The sequence below is a fragment of the Alteromonas sp. ABD4_190 genome (genome assembly GCF_056160105.1).
This window is the reverse complement of the sequence record NZ_JBSWWN010000001.1, coordinates 3,350,269-3,368,162: the sequence shown is the minus strand read 5'-3', so window position 1 is coordinate 3,368,162 and position 17,894 is coordinate 3,350,269. Positions and strand designations below refer to the sequence as shown.

Sequence of the window (17,894 nt, the reverse complement as noted above, 5' to 3'; positions counted from 1 at the left end):
TGGTTCCGTTATTTATGAAAGTGAGGTAATACGTAGTCAGCAATGCGCTGCATCGCGTCTTCTACTGGTTGCGTATTACGTCTGAAGTGCAGGCCAATATGATCAACCCCCGCGTCTTTCATTGCATTGAGTTCTTTGATAAGCCCATTTACACCAGTTTCAACCCCGAATCGGTGGCGTTTTATGGGCGCTTCATCGTCTTCAACCAAATTAAGATGAATAAAGCTAACGTATGGCTTGTTGCCCGCGACACTTCGCCATAGTTCTACGCGCTTTGCATGGTCGTTCGGTGTACCTGGATACGCCAGCCAACCGTCCATATTTTCTCCAACCCACTGAGGGCTTTGCTGAGCGAGCCCTGCAACGTACAAAGGCGGCGTGGTTGAGCGCGGTAACAGCGACATGCCAGGCTTAAGGGAATTCTCACCGTGCTTTACAATTTCCAGTGACTGCCTGAAGTGCTCGCCGCGACTGTCAAAATCGACATCGAACAACGGATACTCAACCGGTCTATCCCCACTGGCTACACCGAGTATAAGGCGGTCGTTACTTAGCTGCTGCACTGTTGCTGCCGCTTTTTTAACAAGCCATGGCTGCCTAAGAGGCAAAACAACAGCTGCTGTGCCTAATAGAATATTGTCTGTGATACCCGCTAAATAGCCTAGGTAAGTGAAGGTTTCGAAAACCTGAGCCGCATCCCCAAAGCTAGGGTCATAAACCGGTACATCTCTTACCCACGCTGCTTTAAACCCTAGTTTGTCGGCTAATCGAATACGGCTGTGATGCTCGGTCATATCAGGTACGCCGAATGGCGTACCTTCTGTGGCGTCGAAATGTGCCCAGTCGTTATCTAGCGGAAGCTCTACACCTACTGAGAACGTGTGTTGTGCAAGCTTATCAAAGGTATTTGTCGTCATTATGACCTCCCTACGCGCTCGTTGTGTTATTCGCCGTATTCGCAGTACTGAGTGCGCGCTTGTCTAAGTAGCCGCTATAGCGCGTGACAAGTAACGCTGCAACAGAAATAATTGCGCCAATCCACGCGGTATCAGATAACTGCATGCCGTCTACGATTGCACCGCCCAGAATTGAGCCCACAGCTATGCCTATGTTAAATGCCGCAATATTTAAACCTGACGCCACATCAACAGCATTAGGGGTAAACTTCTCTGCTAATTGAACAACGTACACCTGAAGTCCTGGAACATTGCCAAAGGCAAAGGCGCCCCACACTAAAACGGTGATCACTGCGGCAACTTTACTGCCCATGGTAAACGTCAGGGCAAACAAGATGACTGCAAGGGCTGAAAAGATAATAGTTAACGCGCGGATTGGGCCTTTTTTGTCAGCAAGCTTGCCGCCATAAATATTGCCTACCGCGACAGACACACCGTAAACCAGCATAATTAAGCTGATAGCTGAGGGCGCAAACCCCGCCTCTTCCTGCAATATAGGAGCGAGATAGGTGAATGCCGTAAATGTGCCGCCATAGCCCAATATCGTCATTAGATACACTAATACCAGACGAGGCTGAACCAACACTTTCATTTGTTCACTCAAAGTGGCCGGTTTACTTTGTTTAAGATTGTTCGGTACCAGCAACGCACTGCCTATTAGCGCAAGTGTGCCTAGCGCGGAAACCACAAGGAAGGTTGCTCTCCAACCGAAGTTTTGACCAATCCAGGTACCCAAAGGTACGCCAGTAACCAAGGCTACGGTTAAGCCCGTAAACATAATGGCAATAGCACTGGCTTCTTTTTCTTTCGCCACTAGCCCTGTAGCAATAGTTGACCCTATAGAAAAGAACACACCGTGCGCTAAGCCTGTCAAAATGCGAGCTAAAATTAAGCTCTCGTAGCTAGGCGCTTGCCAAGCAAGAATATTACCAGCCACAAATAGCGCCATTAAGCTTAGGAGAACATGTTTTCTATTCCATTTTCCCGTAAGGGCGGTAAGAACCGGTGCGCCAACGGCAACACCAACGGCGTACAAGCTAACAAGTAAGCCTGCACTTGGTAACGTAACGCCAAGATCTGTAGCAATGGTGGGGACAAGCCCCACTATCACGAACTCTGTTGTGCCAATAGCAAACGCACTTAACGTTAACGCAAATAATGCAATAGGCATTTCAATTATCCTCAAAAAGTAATTAACGAGATGGCTTGATTAACAACGCCACCATTGGCTTCTAGAACGAACAACTACACCGTTTTTTGAAAGCCATTAATAAAGTGCGTACAGTTTGACGATAAATTTATTTGCAAAAAACAGCACTAATGACAAAATACTTTTGCGATATTTGAAAATATAAGGTGTGCGATGCCAGTCTCATCAAGAACTGAAGATTTAGAAGCCTTCCTAACCGTTGTGGATACAGGTAGTTTTTCCAGTGCTGCCAATCTACTCAATCAGCAGGTTGCAAAAGTGAGTAGAGCGGTTACCCGTCTTGAAGATGGCTTAGATGTAACCTTATTGAATCGCACTACCAGACGGTTGGAACTAACAGAAGAAGGTGAGCTTTTCCTGCAATATGCCAGAGACGGGCTAAACATATTAGAAAAAGGTGAAGAAGCATTACGGCTATTAAAGCGCGCCCCTTCTGGAAAACTTCGGGTCGATGCTGCGAGCCCGTTTGTATTTCACCAGCTAGCGCCGTTAGTGGGCGAATTTCGAGAAGCATTTCCTGACATAACACTCGATATCACCAGTCACGACAGCATTATCGACCTGTTGGAACATAAAACCGATATCGCAATACGTATTGGTGATTTAAGCGACTCTAACTTGCACGCTAGACGTTTAGGAAAAAGTAAGCTGCATATTGTGGCAAGCCCACAGTATCTTGAAAAATATCCCATATCTGAAGGTGAGGATGGAATTAGCACGCTAAACAAACACAAACTGATTGGCTTTAGCGACTCACCAAGTCTCAATAAATGGCCGATCAAACAAGATATTAACTTGCAGTACAGTCTTCGTGCGTCAAGCGGCGAAACTATTCGCCAGCTGTGCTTGGCAGGTCAAGGTATCGCGTTACTTTCTCACTTTATGGTACACAAAGATATCAGTGCAGGCTCGCTGGTAGCGCTATTTCGCGACGATATTGTCAGTCCAAACCGCAGAGAGTCGGTACAAGCGGTATACTATAAAAATAGTGCAGTATCGTCTCGTATTTCTGCGTTTTTGGATTTTATACAGCCGCGACTAACTCTTTAACTCACCTTTGTTTAGCGTGGCCTTTACCTAATATCTTTTTAAGTGTGCTTTGAGGAAGGCCATTTACTATTAGCGCGGCTATCATCAATATTGCACCGGCCATAACCATAGGCAGCAGCGTTTCTTTAAGCAATATCACAGAGCTTACATAACCCACTATCGGAGTGAGTGTACTAATAAGAACAATTTTATCTGGGGGCAATTTAGGCCCCGCCGCTACCATAAGGCCAAAACCGAGACCTGTTGCCACTGGGCCAATATACGTCAGTAACAACCAATCACTTATATCGTAAGCCCCAAAATTAGGTGTAGGCTCAACCATCAGTGCAATAGCAAGCATGGCGAAACCAGCGATGGTAAACTGCCAGAAGACAGCTTCAATGACGCTTCCCTTCCACTTATGAAAAGACACTCTTCGAATAGCGACCGCCCACAATGCAGATGCCAGCAACATACCAAAGAGCGGTAGCCATGCGCCCGGTTGCCCCGAAGCAAATAAAATCATTGCACAGCCAATGGTAGATATACCGGTTAGAATTAATCGCTTAGAAGGCGGGCGTTGCCGATACCATAGGGTGTCGATAAGCAGCATCCAAAGCGGTGTGGTGTAAATAAGAATACTGGCCGTGCCAGCAGGAATAAACTGCAGTGAAACGGTAATAAGCCCCATTGATAGGATAAACTGGAAAAACGCAACGACAAACACCACCGAGCGATCTTTACGATTGAGTACCGGTAAACGTTTTTTGGTGATAATTACAAACAGCGCGAGTACGGGAAGGCTTAACAAGAAGCGCAAGCACACCATCCATACAGGCCCTACAATCTCAAGCCCTAATTTCATGCCTGGCCAGTTAAGTCCTAAACACAACACCGCAACCAAAAGCATTTTAATGCCTTTTGATTGCTCTTTTTCCGCCACAGATGATGAAGACATGCGTTTTAAAAAATCCAATTACACGAACTGCGTTAAGAGAAGTTTCTACCGCCTGGTAAGCTGAATGTAGGCGGAGAATTTTGAGGGCGCAAATATAAGTGAATTAGCAAGGGATTAAAACCTTCCTGACCGTGTAAACACGCCAATTTATCGACCAAATGGTCAACTTTTTAAAACCTTGTGGAAACTTTGCTATACGGGTGGTTAATCAATGATAAACACTATGACTTACAGGTACAATGCAACAGACAGCAGCTTCCGCTCCCCTTTTTCTATTTTGCTAACGCTGTGCATGTACTTATCTGGCCGAAAAAAGTAAATGCGGTTAAAGAGATTAAAGATGACTTTCTCTGCCCAAAATTGACCGCCGCGCTTCGGCTTTTTTAGTACTACATTAAATTTAAAGTAACGCCCGCTGCCCATAGGGTCATTATGTTCTAACACGCTATGACCCTCTTTGTAGGTGACCACATTTATAGCAAATCGTTTTGATGAGATTAAAGCCTTGTTGAGCACTTTAGCCATGCTATTTCTACCTTTACTGACGGGAACGTATCCTAATTTAAACACGCGCTGCTACAAGCTGGGAAGCGTATGCTGAGTTCGGATAATGCTTTAATATACGCGAAACGTATATGCCTAGGCTAAGGTGGGATTTGTCCACTTCATGATTTTAGCGTTTTCTTTTTGTGCGCTGTTTCCATTACTCTTGTCATGCCCGTCATTATCACTTTTTACGGTGTAATAGTTTTTGCGGGTTTCTATATGCTCAAACCCGGAGCTCTCATACAGCGCAATAGCAGTATCATTACTTTCACGCACTTCTAGCCACATTTCACGCATTGCATTATTCACCGATGTCTCAATGACAAAATCAACTAAAGCGCGACCTATACCCTTGCCTCTAGCGCCACTGTCTACCGCGATATCCATCAGCGTAGCTTCATCAACGACTTCAAGCATGATGGCATAGCCAACAATCTTGTCATTTTCAAAGGCAAACACCCCGTAATAGGGTTTGGTGAAACAGTCCGCGAAGGTACTTAGTTTCCAAGGCGACACTTGTGCCTCTTGATGGATAGCATGCGCAAGTTCAATGTGCTCGTTAAAGCCTTGCGGCGGTACGATTGTTAACTTCATCGACGCGACTACTGTCCGTTAGCGGAGTGGTTTAATTCGCGTGCTGCGCTGATAAGCTGCACCCACAGCTCCCGTTTTTGCACAGTTGTGAGTTTAAGTGGTGTGGCTGGCAATATAATGGCTGTTTCGGTTACTGATAGCGTACGGCCAATCATTATGGTGCTAGCCCACTGTGACGGTATACCCAACTGAACACAGGCTAGCTGTAAGTCCTTCAGCCATTGCTGTGATTTCGCTTTCTGTTCGGCACTTAACGGGATACCTTCAGGCGATACCGGCCCTTTTGCGCCAGCAGACTTTGTTGAAGACTCTTGCGAGGTAACCGCATTGTCGAAAGACGGCGAAATGTTGTGTGACTGTGAAGCACCTGTTTCGGTTTGCCCTACTTTCCCGTCATTGTGCGATGCGCCAGGTGTGGAAAGTTTTGCTGCCCCGCCGTCTTTAGGCTTAGCCTTATCTTTCGCGCTACTGCCAACATTTGCCCGCAACTGAGCAAGTCGTGATTGCTTTTCTTCTTGAGATATTGGCGTTGAAGGTGGCTTATTGGTTTGAGCGTTTTGGCTGTAGGGTAATTGTGCTGATGAACTACTATCAGTGCCGACGTTGCGTTGTACTGCATTGGTATTGTTTTGTTTCGCTTGGTCTTCCTGCTTTAGCTCAGTGTAGGCGTCTTTGGTGATCCAAACCGGGATCCCCATTTCTTGTAAAACCGCCTGCTGATATGAAGTAAGAGACATTGCGCAAAAACACCTTACGTGAATAGTTCATTGTATTTGTTTAGTTTACTAAAGTTGCAGGCTTGGTTGAATAACTATCGCGTTCTTTTGCTCGGATCGCACCTGCTGTTTAATGCTCAAGCGCTAATCCATAAGCGTTAATTCATAAGGGTTATTCGCGAATTTATAACGCCTAGCCCTTGGTATAAGAGGAAATAAAACAGCTGCAGCAAATTAAGCACTAGCAACAGAAACCAATAAAATTTAAGAAGAATTTAACAAAGAAACGATTTAGGATTTAAACGTAAACGTTCACAAGAAGAGAAAGTGGCAGGGGTGGAGGGACTCGAACCCCCAACCATCGGTTTTGGAGACCGCTGTTCTACCAATTCGAACTACACCCCTAGCGCGCTGTGCATTATACGGATGACATTAAAAAGGTAAAGCCTTTTTATCACTACCATGCACTGCATGCTTAATTAACACGCAATGCGCTGTTTTTTCAATCGAATAACACCAAATAGGCTTTATCCTTCACCTGTGTTTTATCTTATTGCCCGCTTTTAAACCGACTTCTATGCAGCGTCACTTTTAAATACGGAGCAGTTTATGACGATTAGACTTTATTGGCCTTAAGCGCAGCAAACCACAGGTCATTAGTGATAGCGACAATCTCGGTGTGCAGATCAAATTTCGCTATCGCGTCGTGCTCATCGATATTCATTAGCTTGGCGTAATGCTTAACTAGCTTTCTACTTTCATTGATTTCGAGTTTATTGATAAGGCAGCAACTTGCTAAATCGAAGTAGCGGTTTCCCATGGCGGCATATTCCCAATCAATAATTTTGAGTGAGTTATCTGCGCTCAGTAATAAGTGATTAGTTAGCAAGTCATTATGACATAACACATAGTCGTCATCGTCTTGTTCACTTTTTATTACTTGTTTCCGCAATGATTGAGCTTTTGAATAAAGCTCACTGCTCATATCGAGCTGTGCAACATCAATATAATGCTGCCATCTTGATGCTAAATCCAATGGCCTAGCGGTAATGGGCAAAGAATGAATACGAGCGAGGGTATTGGCCAGCTCAATCACTGAAAGCGTCGCATTGCCACTGTGTTCTAGCCACTGCTCAACCCATATGGTTTCATCATCGCTTAACCATATAGGTTGCGGCGCTATGCCAAACCTATAAAGCTGTTGCTGCAAAGCAAATTGGTGCGCACGATTAACCCCACTAAAGTCATCATCGCCCATCCATTTCACCGCTAAGTCGACAGGGTTATGATCCGACTTTGGTTGCCCACTACTTTGAAGGTTATTTGCAATCAAGGGTGACTGACTATCTGCGAGCTCCTGAACGCGGTAAACGTGATTTACCGCTCCAGCGGGGTGTGACGAAATTTTCGCACTGTCGCTAAGATTAAGCGCCTTTTGCAGCGTGGCGATGATATCCAACCTGTTCACCTTGTTTTTTATATTGTACTAGCCACTGGTAATACCCAAATACCGCAAAGCCTACGTAGCCTAAGAACAGGCAAGCAGATAATGCATAACCCACTTGCAAGTATAAATAGGCGGACGCTAAATTGATGAAAAACCAATAAACCCAGTTTTGCAGAATTTTATGCGCCACCATAAATGTTGTGACTACACTCAATAAATTAATGCTCGCATCTAATAGTAGGTACTCACTATTGAACTGTGAGCCCGCCACCTCAGACAGAACCCAAGCGAGCAATAACATACTCGGAACAATGAGCAAATGAGCCCACAGCGGCCAATGAAGCACTGGCTTAACATCGCCGTCTTCCGCCCCTTTCGACCACTGATAATAACCGTATCCCGCCATTATCATATAAAAGAAGTTAAGCGCAGACTGAAATGGCAACGTCACCTGCCAAAATAGCCAGGTGTAAATTGCGGTACTCACAAAGGCGCACAGCCAACACCAGCTGTTCTGTTTTGCGGCTAACAGCACATAAGCAATAGCGAGGACAACCGCTACCCACTCTAACAGTGAAGTAGCGGCAATTTGAGAAGTGAACTCAGAAAAGAAGTTAGCCATTAAGATGATTTTCTAGATTGCATGGCATCAAAATTTAAAAACTTAGCAACGAAAATAGCCTGCCCTACTTCTTCATGGGTTCTTTGCATTTCTTCACCAAGTACTTTCATAACCACACCATAGTCACCTGTAACCTGCGTGCTGGTTGAACTTGTCGAAACCGTGATATCACTATAGCTATTTAACCTATCGATAAAATCTTGAATAGGTGGAATATATTCGTTAACCAAAGGGTACAACGACAGTTCAACCATAACTTGCATGTCTGTTTCCTTTTATTTTAAAACGCGTACTTAACAGTAACGCCAAACTGACGTCCGTTACCTATTTGGTAATATGGCTCTTCAAAGGCGTATTCATCGCGAGGGTCATTGCTGAAACCACCAAACCCTCGAGTGTAATACTCACGATCAAACGCATTTTGTACCCACAGTGATGTCTGCCAATCACCGTGTAACACCACAATCTCCGAGTTAACCAGCGTAGTACTTGGCGCGGTTACATTATGTCCGTCAGAAAAACGGTATTCGCTTTTGTAATCTACATCTATACGCCACAGCATGGTGTCTGTAAGTGCGTACTCACTGTAAACGTTTGCCGTCCATTTAGGTGATTGGGCCTGTCTTTGCTCAGAGACTTCAGTGCCGTCCGCTAATGTATACCCTTCAAAAGTAGCGCTAAGGTAACCCACACTTGCATCAAGCTGCCATGCATCATTAGCAATCCAGCTAAGCTCCAGTTCGGCCCCTTTGTTTGTTCCTAAATCAGCATTATCAATAATATCTACGAACCCTGCCGTACCGTCATCACGAGTGATAACGTCAAAATCGCTCACCTGGGTATCTTTTCTATCCATATAGAAAATTGCAGCGCGAGCAATTAGGTCAGGCGTAAGTAATGGGCCCTTAACGCCTACTTCGTAGTTCCAGTTGTATTCCTCATCGAAGAATCGCTGATTGTCATTCACGCGGCTGTCGGGGTTAAAGCCTGCGCCCTTATATCCGCGTGAAATACTGCCGTAATAGAAGTGATCGCCCTGCGTATACTGAAGCGCGATTTTCCCGCCTACCATGGTGGTGTCGAACGCGCGAGTAAGCTGGTTGTTATCAGCGTAATCAAAATCGTAGTTTTCTACTCTTAACCCTGCTACTAGTACTAAATTTTCGTTCAAACGACTTTCAGTCTGAGCATAGATAGCGGTCGTCGTAGGCGTGTATTCACTGGCAAAGTCACTATCTAAATAAGTGTACTGACGTAGCAGCTTTTCTTCCGTGCTTTTATAAAATACGCCTATTGTCCAGTCGGTCATACCATCAAAAAGTGCGGCACTGTCAGAGGACACGAAACGCATCTCTCCGGTCTGTGTTTCTACATCGCGATAATAGGCGTCAAAAGACGTATAACCCCACGGGTGAAACCCTGTGAATGTCCAGTCTTCATCATAGCCATAAGCAATATTGTGAGAAGCATGGGTGGCAATTAGAATAAAGTCGCCCGCTGCTGTATTGGTTGTAGAGCGCGCGCTAACAGCGTGGGTTTGGTGCTCGTCAAAGCCTGGCTCGTCAGACAGGGTTTTGTTGTCGTTGTCTAGCGAGAATGCATCGTAACCGTTATTAATGTCATACCAGCGATAGGTAAGTGCAAGCGTGGTTCTTTCGTCTACACTGCCCTCTACAGCGAAGCGCAATGCAGTTTCATCAATATTATTAGTGTCGCTTCTATCTAAAAACGTATTTTCGACAAAACCATCACTACGGTCATGCACCAGCGCAACGCGATATCCCCAATCAGAATTAATATCGTCGCCAGTGGCACCTTCAATACGGTAACTATCTTTATTGCCAATGCGGGCCTCAACGTAATCTGGCGCGTCGCTTCCTACATTGTTACTGGTAAGCTTTACCGCTCCAGCCAGTGCACCCGTACCATAGAGCGTAGCTTGAGGCCCGCGATAAACTTCTAGTTGTTTGGTATCAAAAATAAGGCCCGCTGCGGCAAGACCAGAAAAATCGAATTCATCGACGATAAAGCTCACAGAAGGATTAATAGGCTCGGCAAACTGGCTACGCTCGCCAATACCACGTATTTGTATGAAGCGGCCACGAGATGCGCCTGCAGCGAAGTTCACATTTGGAATACTGTTTAACACGCTGTCAATATGGCTAGGCTGCCTATTGCTAAGACGTGCTTGGTCTAAAATAGTCGCACTAGCACTTAGCTGGTCGAGTGTGGTTTGACGAAAATCACCTGTTACAACGACGCGTTCAATATCAGTTGGCGTGCTATTTGAAATGCTGTTTTCTTTGCTTTCTTGTGCATAAGATGCAACAGAACACGCAAGTAGTGAAAGAGTGAAAAGTGTTTTATACATGGGATCTCTTATTCTTATTTAAGAAAAAAGATCCGGGTCTAACGGCAGGTGATAAGGCTATATTGTGAACCATCCCTACGCCGGTATTATCCGGATCAGGTTTAAGGGTTCCCACGAATGTGGATCTCAGACCGAAAACGGACACCCCTTGGTATAGTGTTGCGTAGCTAAAACTAGCAAACTCAACTTCTGCGACGGAGTCTACCAGTTCGATACACGCCGTCAAGCAGATAAGACGTTAAGCTAACGTAAGGTTTTATATATGATATAAGGCGTTGAAAGCTTAGGGCTATTCAGCGTCAATATTCATATTTAGGCGACGTACTTCATCGTCAGTTTGTGCTTTTAAACCTTCCAACGTTTTGCCGTGTGCCGTTGGTTGACGGGTATCAGGGTCAACCTTTACGAAAACGATATCGTCTGCAAAACAGATGGTTTTCTTGGTTGCTTTGTTGCGTACCAAGCAGCTTACGGTAATAGACGTACGGCCCACAGCTTTAGTTTCTAAACCAAACTCAACGATATCTCCCTGCATAGCAGGTGATTCAAAGCTAATTTCACCGATATGCTTGGTAACTAAGCAATTGGTTTCTAATTGACAAATAGCCCAAATTGCAGCTTCTTCGTCTATCCATTCTAACGCGCGGCCACCGAACAACGAATTGGCGTAATTAAGATCGTTTGGCATAACTAGACGCCGAGAAAGAAAGCGCATTCGAATTCCTCATAATAAATCGCTACTATAGCGTTAGATTATACCGAAAAAACTGATTCATGGCGCTAACTCAATTACGTGAATGGCTATTAGCCCCTTATTGTGAAGATGGCTCAAACGTCACTCCCCCGCTTCACCGAAAAATACTTATTGTCTCTGGCGGAAATGCTTTCTGTAATGCCGCACTTTGCTGCATACACTCGCTCGCGGATGACGTTTCATCGATGAGCATTGCAAGTTTTACTGGTAACACGCTGAAAGGAAAAAAGCGCAAACAGGTACTAGGTTGCGAATACGACACGGCTATCTTGGACTGCCGCGATACTTTCAAGCCAGGAGATATGATGGCTGTAGCAGGTACTGTTAAACGCCAAGGCTGTTTAGTACTTGTGTGCCCAGATTTCAGTGAGTGGGTTGAAAATGTTTCTGTGCCGTTTATTTCAGAAGGTTTTACGCTTGCTCGCAGCCGTTACCTCGCCCGCTTTATTGAACGCCTTCGGAATAACGAGTATGTAGCCTTTCATACAGAAACTGAAACAATTCTGCCTGATGTAGAAAGGTATCGCGTAGGGCAAACACCTAAGCAACACGCTTTTAAAAGTGCGCGGTTTAAAACGCAAGAACAACAAGATGCCTATGAAAGTCTGTATCAGGCATTCTCAGTAAACCAATTAAATGCTCTCGTCACTGCTCCAAGGGGACGGGGCAAATCCTCTCTATTAGGTATATTCATCGATCGCTTGATCAGCGAAGGAAAAAACGTGCTGCTTACTAGCGAGCAAGTGAGTAACGTTGCTAACCTAATGTCGCGTGTCAATAATCACAAGGATTCGATATCCCCCCCGCTTTTGTCATCTTATGGCTTCTCTGATGAAAAAGAACCAACGCCAATTGATCACAAAATAACACCTCTAGGTTCGGTTAAATGGGTCCCCCCAGACAGTGAGCTTCTTTATAGCAGCAGTCCTTCTTCCTCTTCTTATTGCAATAACAATGGTTGCAGTAAGAATGCCCCTTTCGATCTTGTTGTGATTGATGAGGCAGCGTCCTTACCATTGCCTGTTTTAGCACGTATGTTGGCCCATAATCCACAGTGGGTATTAAGTACTACGCTTCAAGGTTACGAAGGCTCAGGAAATGGTTTCATTCACAAACTCATTCCTAACTTACCTAACACTGTTGAGCACCTAAGTTTGTCAACGCCGCTGCGTTGGTTTGATAACGATCCTGTTGAGAGGTTCTTAAATCACACCTGTTTGTTTGAAGAATATTCCAAGAAAGATACCCCGTGCCTCTTCGCCTCTGAAAACCGAGCTAAAAATAACATCGCACTTTTAGAACAAGAAGACAGTGAGTTGTTGATGAAGGTCTGTAGTTTCAATATTTGTTCATTTGAAAATATGGCTGAACACATGCTTCAACAAGTGATGTCACTTCTTGCGCTTGCACATTACCAAACAACGCCTGACGACTTCATGCGTTTATTAGACAGCCCAGACGTACTTGTTGCCACACTTAAAACAGAAAGGTTGGTGCTTGCTGCGGCAATAATCAATATTGAAGGAGGCAACAGCTTGGGCGCTTTATCTTGTGAGATTGCATCGGGGCGTCGCCGTCCACAGGGTCACCTAGGTGCACAGCGGTTAACATTACTGTCGGCAGACCCTGAAGCCGCAACGTTTAATTACTGGAGAATTAACCGTATAGCAGTACAGCCGAGGCTCCAAGCCAGAGGGATTGGTAGCTACCTTGTTCAAAAATTGATTGAAATAACTCATGATAAAGCCATTGATGCTTTGTGCACGTCGTACGGGACAACAGCTAAACTCGAAAAGTTTTGGTCTAACCAGGGTTTTCAAATTGTTGATTATGGTAGAAAACCAAACAAAGCCAGTGGAGAAACCAGTGCTTTAGCTATCTTACCGAAAACCTCTAGTGCAAAAGCTATGGTTACGAGGCTTATCGCATTGAAAACTAGCCTCAACAGTGCCGCTAAGCTAGATGAACTTCCCCACTCTGTTCTTTCAACCTATGTAAACAAGCTTATTCACTTTACTCTAGGAACACGCCCACTAGACGATGTGTGGCCCATCTTAAAAAAGTTAGCTTGCGAAATAGAACCGATGAGCAACAAGAATGACCATAAGTCGCGTCAAAAAAGCGGAGGACAGAAATACAGTGACTTGGCTTTAGAGCACGAAGAATCGCTTACTGTACTCAATCAGTTAGTAAACATTATAGACTCACAGGATTACTTGAAAGCGCTTTTTACAAGTTCTGATAGAGAAATAGCGTGTATTAAGGCGTTATTAAAAGATCACGATATAAAAGTAAATGGATTGAAAGAAGTCACATCCTTAATTAGAACCACTGTCCAACCCGCTTTCGATTCAATAAATTAATTTAAATAACGCTATTCAAAAAGATTTGAATGCTTCTACTGTTCGTTGGAAAACGAATTTATATTTTTATTGCTTCACCTTTGGAGCAAACAAACCTTAGCTAAAGACAAAAAAAAGCCTCCCGAAGGAGGCTTTTGAGCTAAAACCGAATATCAAATGTTAATACCACGGTTTTTAGCTTTTTCCTTGATGTAAGGTTCCCACGCAGCCGCGTTACGGCGTAGTGAGCGATCTTTCTTAGCTTCTTGCACGTGCTTGTATGCAGACTTGAAGTTCCCCGCATAGAAATTCGCTTCCATAAGTGTGAAGTGAATCTTTGCTGGGCTTTCTGCGCCACGCTCTAGAGCATTTTCTAGTGCCTTAATAGCGCCTTTGTAGTCTTCCGCTACAAGTAAAAGCGTACCTTGCTTACGATAATGCTCAGGATCTGAACTTTTAGCTGCAGCTTGTGCATACAAGTTTGCCGCTGTTTTGAAGTTCTTGGCCTGATGATATGCATTAGCAATGTTAGCTAACATATCCGCATCGTTTTTAAGCAAACCTTCTTTTGAGTGCTTTTCAAGCAACTTAGCCGCCTTGTAAGGCATACCGTTGCTTTGATAAAGCTGAGCAAGCGTTTTGATTTCTGACTCTTTTTCTAGATAACCTTGCATGTAAGCAAGCTCTAGCGTTGAAAGACCTTTCTTATAGTCTTCAACCAAGATGTAGAAAAAGCCTAGACGCGACCACCAAGTCTTTTCCTGAGGGAAAGTTCTAACAAGATCTTCCGCCACAGCAACAGTCTCAGGGTACATCTTACGCTCGTAGTAAGACGTTAGCTTAAGTACATACGGGTTTTTATTTGGCTCTTCATACAAAGCAATTGCTTTATCTGCTGGCTCTACCATCTTAGCTAGTTGCTTAGATTCGAAGTAAGCCTGTGCCAAACGCGTATAAACGTCAGCGTCTTCCTTACACGTGAAGTCCATCCACTTGTTATACCATTTAATGGCATCAGTGTACTTCTCTTCCTGCATGCTCAAGTCACCTAATAACTTAAGTGTTTGAGAGTGCTCAAGGTCGTTAAGTACTTTTGGTTCAACGGACTCAACCAAATACCCTAACGCTTTACCACCTTGTCCTTCTTGCGCAGCAAGTAAGTTACCAATAAAACGCTTAACATAAGCTTTATCAAAATCGTCTGAAGGGTCGATTTCGTAAAGTACGTTCAATGCTTCATTGACTTGGTCTTCGTTATAAAACTCAAAAGCTTTCTGAACTTTTTTACCGGTACGCTCACCTACAAGCGTTGTTTTTCCTTTCTCATATCCAGGACAAACAACAGGTGATGACTGCGCTAGAGCAGCGGGTGCTGAAAGCACCGCACCTGCGCCTAGCACTAAAGCAACGGCTGACATTTTGAATGTACGTTTCATCATGATCATTGCTCCAGTTTAAAGTCTAGCTGTACGAACATGCCAGGTTGTTTAACCGGCTTGCCATCAACGATCTTAGGCTTGTATTTCCACTTACGTAGAGCACGACGTGCTTCACGGTCGAATACGCGCTTAGGTTCAGCTTCGATAACTTCGATATCTTCAACACCACCAACTTCGTTGATAGTGAAAGACAGTCTTACCCAACCTTCACGGCCATCGCGGGCTGCATCAGGTGGATATTTCGGGTCGATACGAACGATAGGTGTAGCTTCACCGTCACGTTGCATTGCACCAACACCACCGATGTTTACACCAACACCACCTGTGTCGATAGCTGGAATAGCTAAGCTAAAGCCATCTGCATCAGGTTCCGCTGTTTCCGGCTCTACTTGCTCCATTTTAGGAGGCTGTGGAGGCGGTGGCGGCGGTGGTGGTGGAACACGAGTACGCGTTTGCGTCTGGTCGTCTGGTTCCTGCATTACAATATCGATAACCGGTGCAGGCGGTACTTCGTCTGCTGGTCTAGATGAATTTTCAATCAACTTGGCCATTAGAACGAAAAGGGCAAATGCAACCGCAGCACCTAATACAATAGATACAAGTATACGTAACATCTTATCCCCTTGCCGCTACCGAGACTCGGTTAACGCCAGCGGCTTTAACCTGATCCATAATTTCAACTACTAAACCATGCTTTGCTTTTACATCAGCTTGGATGATTACGTAGTCAGTTGGCTGCTCGGTAAGCAGTCTCTCAATATTCGCTCTTACGCTGTCCGGCGCTACTTCACGCTTATCTAGCCATACATTTCCGTCTTCCGTTACGGCGATGAAAATGTTTGCATTTTTGTGAAGAATCGCCTGGCTCGCATCTGGCTTGTTGACTTCGATCCCTGCTTCTTTAACGAAAACAGTGGTAACGATAAAGAAGATCAGCATGATAAACACGATGTCCAACATGGGCGTCATGTCGATCTGTGCATCTTCTTCCTCGGTTCTGACTTTTCGAGCCATAATCTCTCTCTCTAATGATGTGGCAGGCTATCAACTAGCCCTTCTCTTGCCAGCTTCACTTTCGCTTCAAGACGTGAACTGATGAACAGTCCAGATAGCGCAGCTACCATTCCCGCCATTGTCGGGATAGTCGCCATAGAGATACCAGCCGCCATTAGACGTGCGTTGCTGGTGCCCTGTGTTGCCATTGTCTCGAAAACACTGATCATACCGGTTACTGTTCCAAGTAGACCGATTAGTGGACACATTGCAATAATGGTTCTGATAATCAGCATTCTAGCGTTTAGATCGTCTGACGCTTGAGAAATCCACGCGTCACGGATTCTATGCGCATACCATGATGTGGTATCTGCTCGGGCATCCCAATTCGCGATGATGTTTTTCTTCACCTTTGGGAAGACCGAGGTTAAATACCAGTAACGCTCAATCATTAAAACCCACATGAGAAAGAGCGCGGCAGCAACGAAGTAAAGTACGTCACCGCCGGTAGCGATAAAGTCCCTGACCGATTCGAATAATCCAATCAGGTAATTCATATTACGCTTTCTCCGACTCTGAGTGAGCAGCTACGATACCCGCAGTTTGCTCATCAAGAATGTGGATGATTGACTTGCTACGAGAAGCTACGATGCTGTGAGTAAGGATTAGAGGCAGAGCCGCGATAATACCTTGAGCAGTAGTTACAAGAGCCATTGAGATACTTCCTGCCATCATACGTGGGTCACCAGTACCGAATAGTGTGATAGTTTGGAACGTCTCGATCATACCTAGTACTGTACCTAGTAGACCTAGTAGAGGAGCAATTGCTGCGAAAATCTTGATTACGTTGATGCCGCTTTCAATTTTAGGAAGCTCGCGAAGAATCGCTTCATCAAGTTTAAGTTCAAGGTTTTCTGCATCAGCAGTTTTGTTCTCTTGGTAAACTTTAAGAATACGACCTAGAGGGTTACCTTCAGATGGGCTGTTCACGTTTTTAAGCTGTGAACGCATTTTACCACCAGTGATGGTAAGCGTGATCATCTTATAAAGACCAATAAGTAGACCAACAGCTAGCATTAGCGTAATTGTGTAACCTACTGGACCACCCGCGTGATAACGCTCAGACATTGTCGCTTTTTGCTTCAATAGACCAAGGATACCGCCTTGAGAAGGGTCAGCGTAGAAAGGCGTGAAACCTGAAGTCGCTTCGATTAGATCTTCAGCAGACGCTACGAAGTGACCGTCTGGTTGACGACCTAGAGGCTGAACAACTTCAGACTCAGCATCGTATGCTAGGTAACCTTCTTCACCAACAAGGTTGAAAGTACCAATACGAACAACTTCTTGCTGTGAAGAACCGCCGTCTAGGTTAACTACTTCAGTAGTAAACTTAACAACTTCACCACCTTCAGTCATTTCTTTTTGAAGTGCAAACCATAGGTCTTCTAGTTCTTTGATGTTAGGAAGACCTTTAGAGTCTTCTGACATTTCCGCTAGAAACTGGCTACGGCCAGGGAACTGTGCACTAACAATTGATGTAGAGATACGACCGTAAGCTTCAGAAGATGCTTGACGTACCACACCAAACATTTCGCCAAGCGTACCAGTAGCTTGGTCAAGCTCAGCGGCTTTTTCGTTAAGTGTTACTTCGTTATCTGAGAATTGCTTCTGTAGACGATCGCCACGGTCTTGCTCAGCTTTAAGGTTCGCTTGAGCTTTGCGTAGAAGCGCTTGCTTGTCAGCACGTGCTGATTGGAACTCAGCTTCACGCTTTTTGTCTAGACGAGCTTCAGAAACACGGTTCTGTTGAACCTGGTCTAAAAGATCTTTCAGGCTCTTTGCTTCCTGAGCTTGCGCTCCGGTTGCCGCAACTGCAACTGTCGCAGCGGCTAAAAGAGATTTGAATACTGGTTTCAT

At 44.8% G+C, this 17,894-nt stretch carries 18 protein-coding genes, 1 tRNA gene and 1 riboswitch; of the genes, 2 read left to right on the top strand and 17 right to left on the bottom strand.

Going from position 1 to position 17,894, the window contains the following annotated elements:
* Nucleotides 1-8: 8 nt before the first annotated feature.
* A complete protein-coding gene (locus ACXAFM_RS14720) occupies nucleotides 9-917 on the bottom strand; it encodes a TIGR03571 family LLM class oxidoreductase (RefSeq protein WP_474831358.1) in 909 nt (302 codons plus the stop codon).
* Nucleotides 918-927: 10 nt separating this feature from the next.
* Nucleotides 928-2,127, bottom strand: a complete 1,200-nt coding sequence (locus ACXAFM_RS14715) for an MFS transporter (RefSeq protein WP_014948716.1) — start codon at nucleotides 2,125-2,127, stop codon at nucleotides 928-930.
* A 192-nt stretch (nucleotides 2,128-2,319) separates the two neighbouring features.
* Here ACXAFM_RS14715 and ACXAFM_RS14710 point away from each other — a divergent pair, with 192 nt between their 5' ends.
* On the top strand, nucleotides 2,320-3,216 hold the full coding sequence (locus ACXAFM_RS14710) for a LysR family transcriptional regulator (RefSeq protein WP_474831360.1): 897 nt from the start codon (nucleotides 2,320-2,322) through the stop codon (nucleotides 3,214-3,216).
* 1 nt (nucleotide 3,217) lies between these two features.
* Here ACXAFM_RS14710 and ACXAFM_RS14705 read toward each other — a convergent pair whose 3' ends face one another.
* The 10 genes from ACXAFM_RS14705 to ACXAFM_RS14660 form a co-directional block, all read right to left on the bottom strand.
* Nucleotides 3,218-4,153, bottom strand: coding sequence for a DMT family transporter (locus ACXAFM_RS14705; protein WP_474835063.1), 936 nt, complete (start codon nucleotides 4,151-4,153; stop codon nucleotides 3,218-3,220).
* 228 nt (nucleotides 4,154-4,381) lie between these two features.
* On the bottom strand, nucleotides 4,382-4,678 hold the full coding sequence (locus ACXAFM_RS14700; RefSeq protein WP_014975948.1) for a hypothetical protein: 297 nt from the start codon (nucleotides 4,676-4,678) through the stop codon (nucleotides 4,382-4,384).
* Between the two features lie 114 nt (nucleotides 4,679-4,792).
* Nucleotides 4,793-5,293 (bottom strand): ribosomal protein S18-alanine N-acetyltransferase, encoded by a 501-nt coding sequence (rimI, locus tag ACXAFM_RS14695; protein ID WP_474835061.1) that lies wholly within the window; start codon nucleotides 5,291-5,293, stop codon nucleotides 4,793-4,795.
* Between the two features lie 8 nt (nucleotides 5,294-5,301).
* Nucleotides 5,302-6,030 carry an alanine acetyltransferase gene (locus tag ACXAFM_RS14690; RefSeq protein WP_474835059.1) on the bottom strand — a complete coding sequence of 243 codons (729 nt, stop codon included), beginning with the start codon at nucleotides 6,028-6,030 and terminating at the stop codon, nucleotides 5,302-5,304.
* Between the two features lie 307 nt (nucleotides 6,031-6,337).
* Nucleotides 6,338-6,414, bottom strand: a tRNA-Trp gene (locus ACXAFM_RS14685).
* Nucleotides 6,415-6,625: 211 nt separating this feature from the next.
* Entirely contained in the window at nucleotides 6,626-7,477 is an 852-nt protein-coding gene (locus tag ACXAFM_RS14680) for a phosphotransferase (RefSeq protein ID WP_474835057.1), read from the bottom strand.
* The gene (gene pnuC / locus ACXAFM_RS14675) at nucleotides 7,434-8,078 is read right to left on the bottom strand and encodes a nicotinamide riboside transporter PnuC (protein ID WP_014948709.1); all 645 of its coding nucleotides are present in this window, start codon (nucleotides 8,076-8,078) and stop codon (nucleotides 7,434-7,436) included. The genes ACXAFM_RS14680 and pnuC overlap by 44 nt, the downstream gene beginning before the upstream one ends.
* Complete coding sequence (locus ACXAFM_RS14670) at nucleotides 8,078-8,341, bottom strand: hypothetical protein (RefSeq protein ID WP_014975943.1); 264 nt, start codon at nucleotides 8,339-8,341, stop codon at nucleotides 8,078-8,080. Before ACXAFM_RS14670 ends, pnuC begins: the two co-directional genes overlap by 1 nt.
* Nucleotides 8,342-8,358: 17 nt before the next feature.
* Complete coding sequence (locus tag ACXAFM_RS14665; RefSeq protein ID WP_474835055.1) at nucleotides 8,359-10,449, bottom strand: TonB-dependent receptor; 2,091 nt, start codon at nucleotides 10,447-10,449, stop codon at nucleotides 8,359-8,361.
* A gap of 55 nt (nucleotides 10,450-10,504) precedes the next feature.
* Nucleotides 10,505-10,608: riboswitch (TPP riboswitch) on the bottom strand.
* Nucleotides 10,609-10,738: 130 nt separating this feature from the next.
* On the bottom strand, nucleotides 10,739-11,164 hold the full coding sequence (locus ACXAFM_RS14660) for an acyl-CoA thioesterase (protein ID WP_012517742.1): 426 nt from the start codon (nucleotides 11,162-11,164) through the stop codon (nucleotides 10,739-10,741).
* Between the two features lie 59 nt (nucleotides 11,165-11,223).
* Here ACXAFM_RS14660 and ACXAFM_RS14655 point away from each other — a divergent pair, with 59 nt between their 5' ends.
* Nucleotides 11,224-13,566, top strand: a complete 2,343-nt coding sequence (locus tag ACXAFM_RS14655) for a tRNA(Met) cytidine acetyltransferase TmcA domain-containing protein (RefSeq protein WP_474835053.1) — start codon at nucleotides 11,224-11,226, stop codon at nucleotides 13,564-13,566.
* A 152-nt stretch (nucleotides 13,567-13,718) separates the two neighbouring features.
* Here the strand turns inward: ACXAFM_RS14655 and ACXAFM_RS14650 are convergent, their stop codons facing one another.
* The 5 genes from ACXAFM_RS14650 to ACXAFM_RS14630 are packed head-to-tail and all read right to left on the bottom strand — an operon-like array spanning nucleotide 13,719 to nucleotide 17,894.
* Nucleotides 13,719-14,984, bottom strand: coding sequence for a tetratricopeptide repeat protein (locus ACXAFM_RS14650; protein WP_474835051.1), 1,266 nt, complete (start codon nucleotides 14,982-14,984; stop codon nucleotides 13,719-13,721).
* A gap of 2 nt (nucleotides 14,985-14,986) precedes the next feature.
* Nucleotides 14,987-15,598 carry an energy transducer TonB gene (locus tag ACXAFM_RS14645; RefSeq protein ID WP_012517738.1) on the bottom strand — a complete coding sequence of 204 codons (612 nt, stop codon included), beginning with the start codon at nucleotides 15,596-15,598 and terminating at the stop codon, nucleotides 14,987-14,989.
* Nucleotide 15,599: 1 nt separating this feature from the next.
* Nucleotides 15,600-15,998 carry an ExbD/TolR family protein gene (locus tag ACXAFM_RS14640; RefSeq protein WP_012517737.1) on the bottom strand — a complete coding sequence of 133 codons (399 nt, stop codon included), beginning with the start codon at nucleotides 15,996-15,998 and terminating at the stop codon, nucleotides 15,600-15,602.
* 11 nt (nucleotides 15,999-16,009) lie between these two features.
* The gene (locus ACXAFM_RS14635) at nucleotides 16,010-16,534 is read right to left on the bottom strand and encodes a MotA/TolQ/ExbB proton channel family protein (protein ID WP_012517736.1); all 525 of its coding nucleotides are present in this window, start codon (nucleotides 16,532-16,534) and stop codon (nucleotides 16,010-16,012) included.
* A 1-nt stretch (nucleotide 16,535) separates the two neighbouring features.
* The gene (locus ACXAFM_RS14630; protein ID WP_474835049.1) at nucleotides 16,536-17,894 is read right to left on the bottom strand and encodes a MotA/TolQ/ExbB proton channel family protein; all 1,359 of its coding nucleotides are present in this window, start codon (nucleotides 17,892-17,894) and stop codon (nucleotides 16,536-16,538) included.

Bases quoted from the DNA above. Each gene is read 5' to 3' on its own strand.
- ACXAFM_RS14705 (WP_474835063.1), bottom strand. From the start codon at position 4,153: ATGTCTTCATCATCTGTGGCGGAAAAAGAGCAATCAAAAGGCATTAAA.
- ACXAFM_RS14660 (WP_012517742.1), bottom strand. From the start codon at position 11,164: ATGCGCTTTCTTTCTCGGCGTCTAGTTATGCCAAACGATCTTAATTAC.
- ACXAFM_RS14700 (WP_014975948.1), bottom strand. From the start codon at position 4,678: ATGGCTAAAGTGCTCAACAAGGCTTTAATCTCATCAAAACGATTTGCT.
- ACXAFM_RS14720 (WP_474831358.1), bottom strand. From the start codon at position 917: ATGACGACAAATACCTTTGATAAGCTTGCACAACACACGTTCTCAGTA.
- ACXAFM_RS14650 (WP_474835051.1), bottom strand. From the start codon at position 14,984: ATGATGAAACGTACATTCAAAATGTCAGCCGTTGCTTTAGTGCTAGGC.
- ACXAFM_RS14630 (WP_474835049.1), bottom strand. From the start codon at position 17,894: ATGAAACCAGTATTCAAATCTCTTTTAGCCGCTGCGACAGTTGCAGTT.
- ACXAFM_RS14655 (WP_474835053.1), top strand. From the start codon at position 11,224: ATGGCGCTAACTCAATTACGTGAATGGCTATTAGCCCCTTATTGTGAA.
- ACXAFM_RS14670 (WP_014975943.1), bottom strand. From the start codon at position 8,341: ATGCAAGTTATGGTTGAACTGTCGTTGTACCCTTTGGTTAACGAATAT.
- ACXAFM_RS14715 (WP_014948716.1), bottom strand. From the start codon at position 2,127: ATGCCTATTGCATTATTTGCGTTAACGTTAAGTGCGTTTGCTATTGGC.
- ACXAFM_RS14665 (WP_474835055.1), bottom strand. From the start codon at position 10,449: ATGTATAAAACACTTTTCACTCTTTCACTACTTGCGTGTTCTGTTGCA.
- ACXAFM_RS14645 (WP_012517738.1), bottom strand. From the start codon at position 15,598: ATGTTACGTATACTTGTATCTATTGTATTAGGTGCTGCGGTTGCATTT.
- ACXAFM_RS14690 (WP_474835059.1), bottom strand. From the start codon at position 6,030: ATGTCTCTTACTTCATATCAGCAGGCGGTTTTACAAGAAATGGGGATC.
- ACXAFM_RS14640 (WP_012517737.1), bottom strand. From the start codon at position 15,998: ATGGCTCGAAAAGTCAGAACCGAGGAAGAAGATGCACAGATCGACATG.
- ACXAFM_RS14635 (WP_012517736.1), bottom strand. From the start codon at position 16,534: ATGAATTACCTGATTGGATTATTCGAATCGGTCAGGGACTTTATCGCT.
- rimI (WP_474835061.1), bottom strand. From the start codon at position 5,293: ATGAAGTTAACAATCGTACCGCCGCAAGGCTTTAACGAGCACATTGAA.
- ACXAFM_RS14710 (WP_474831360.1), top strand. From the start codon at position 2,320: ATGCCAGTCTCATCAAGAACTGAAGATTTAGAAGCCTTCCTAACCGTT.
- pnuC (WP_014948709.1), bottom strand. From the start codon at position 8,078: ATGGCTAACTTCTTTTCTGAGTTCACTTCTCAAATTGCCGCTACTTCA.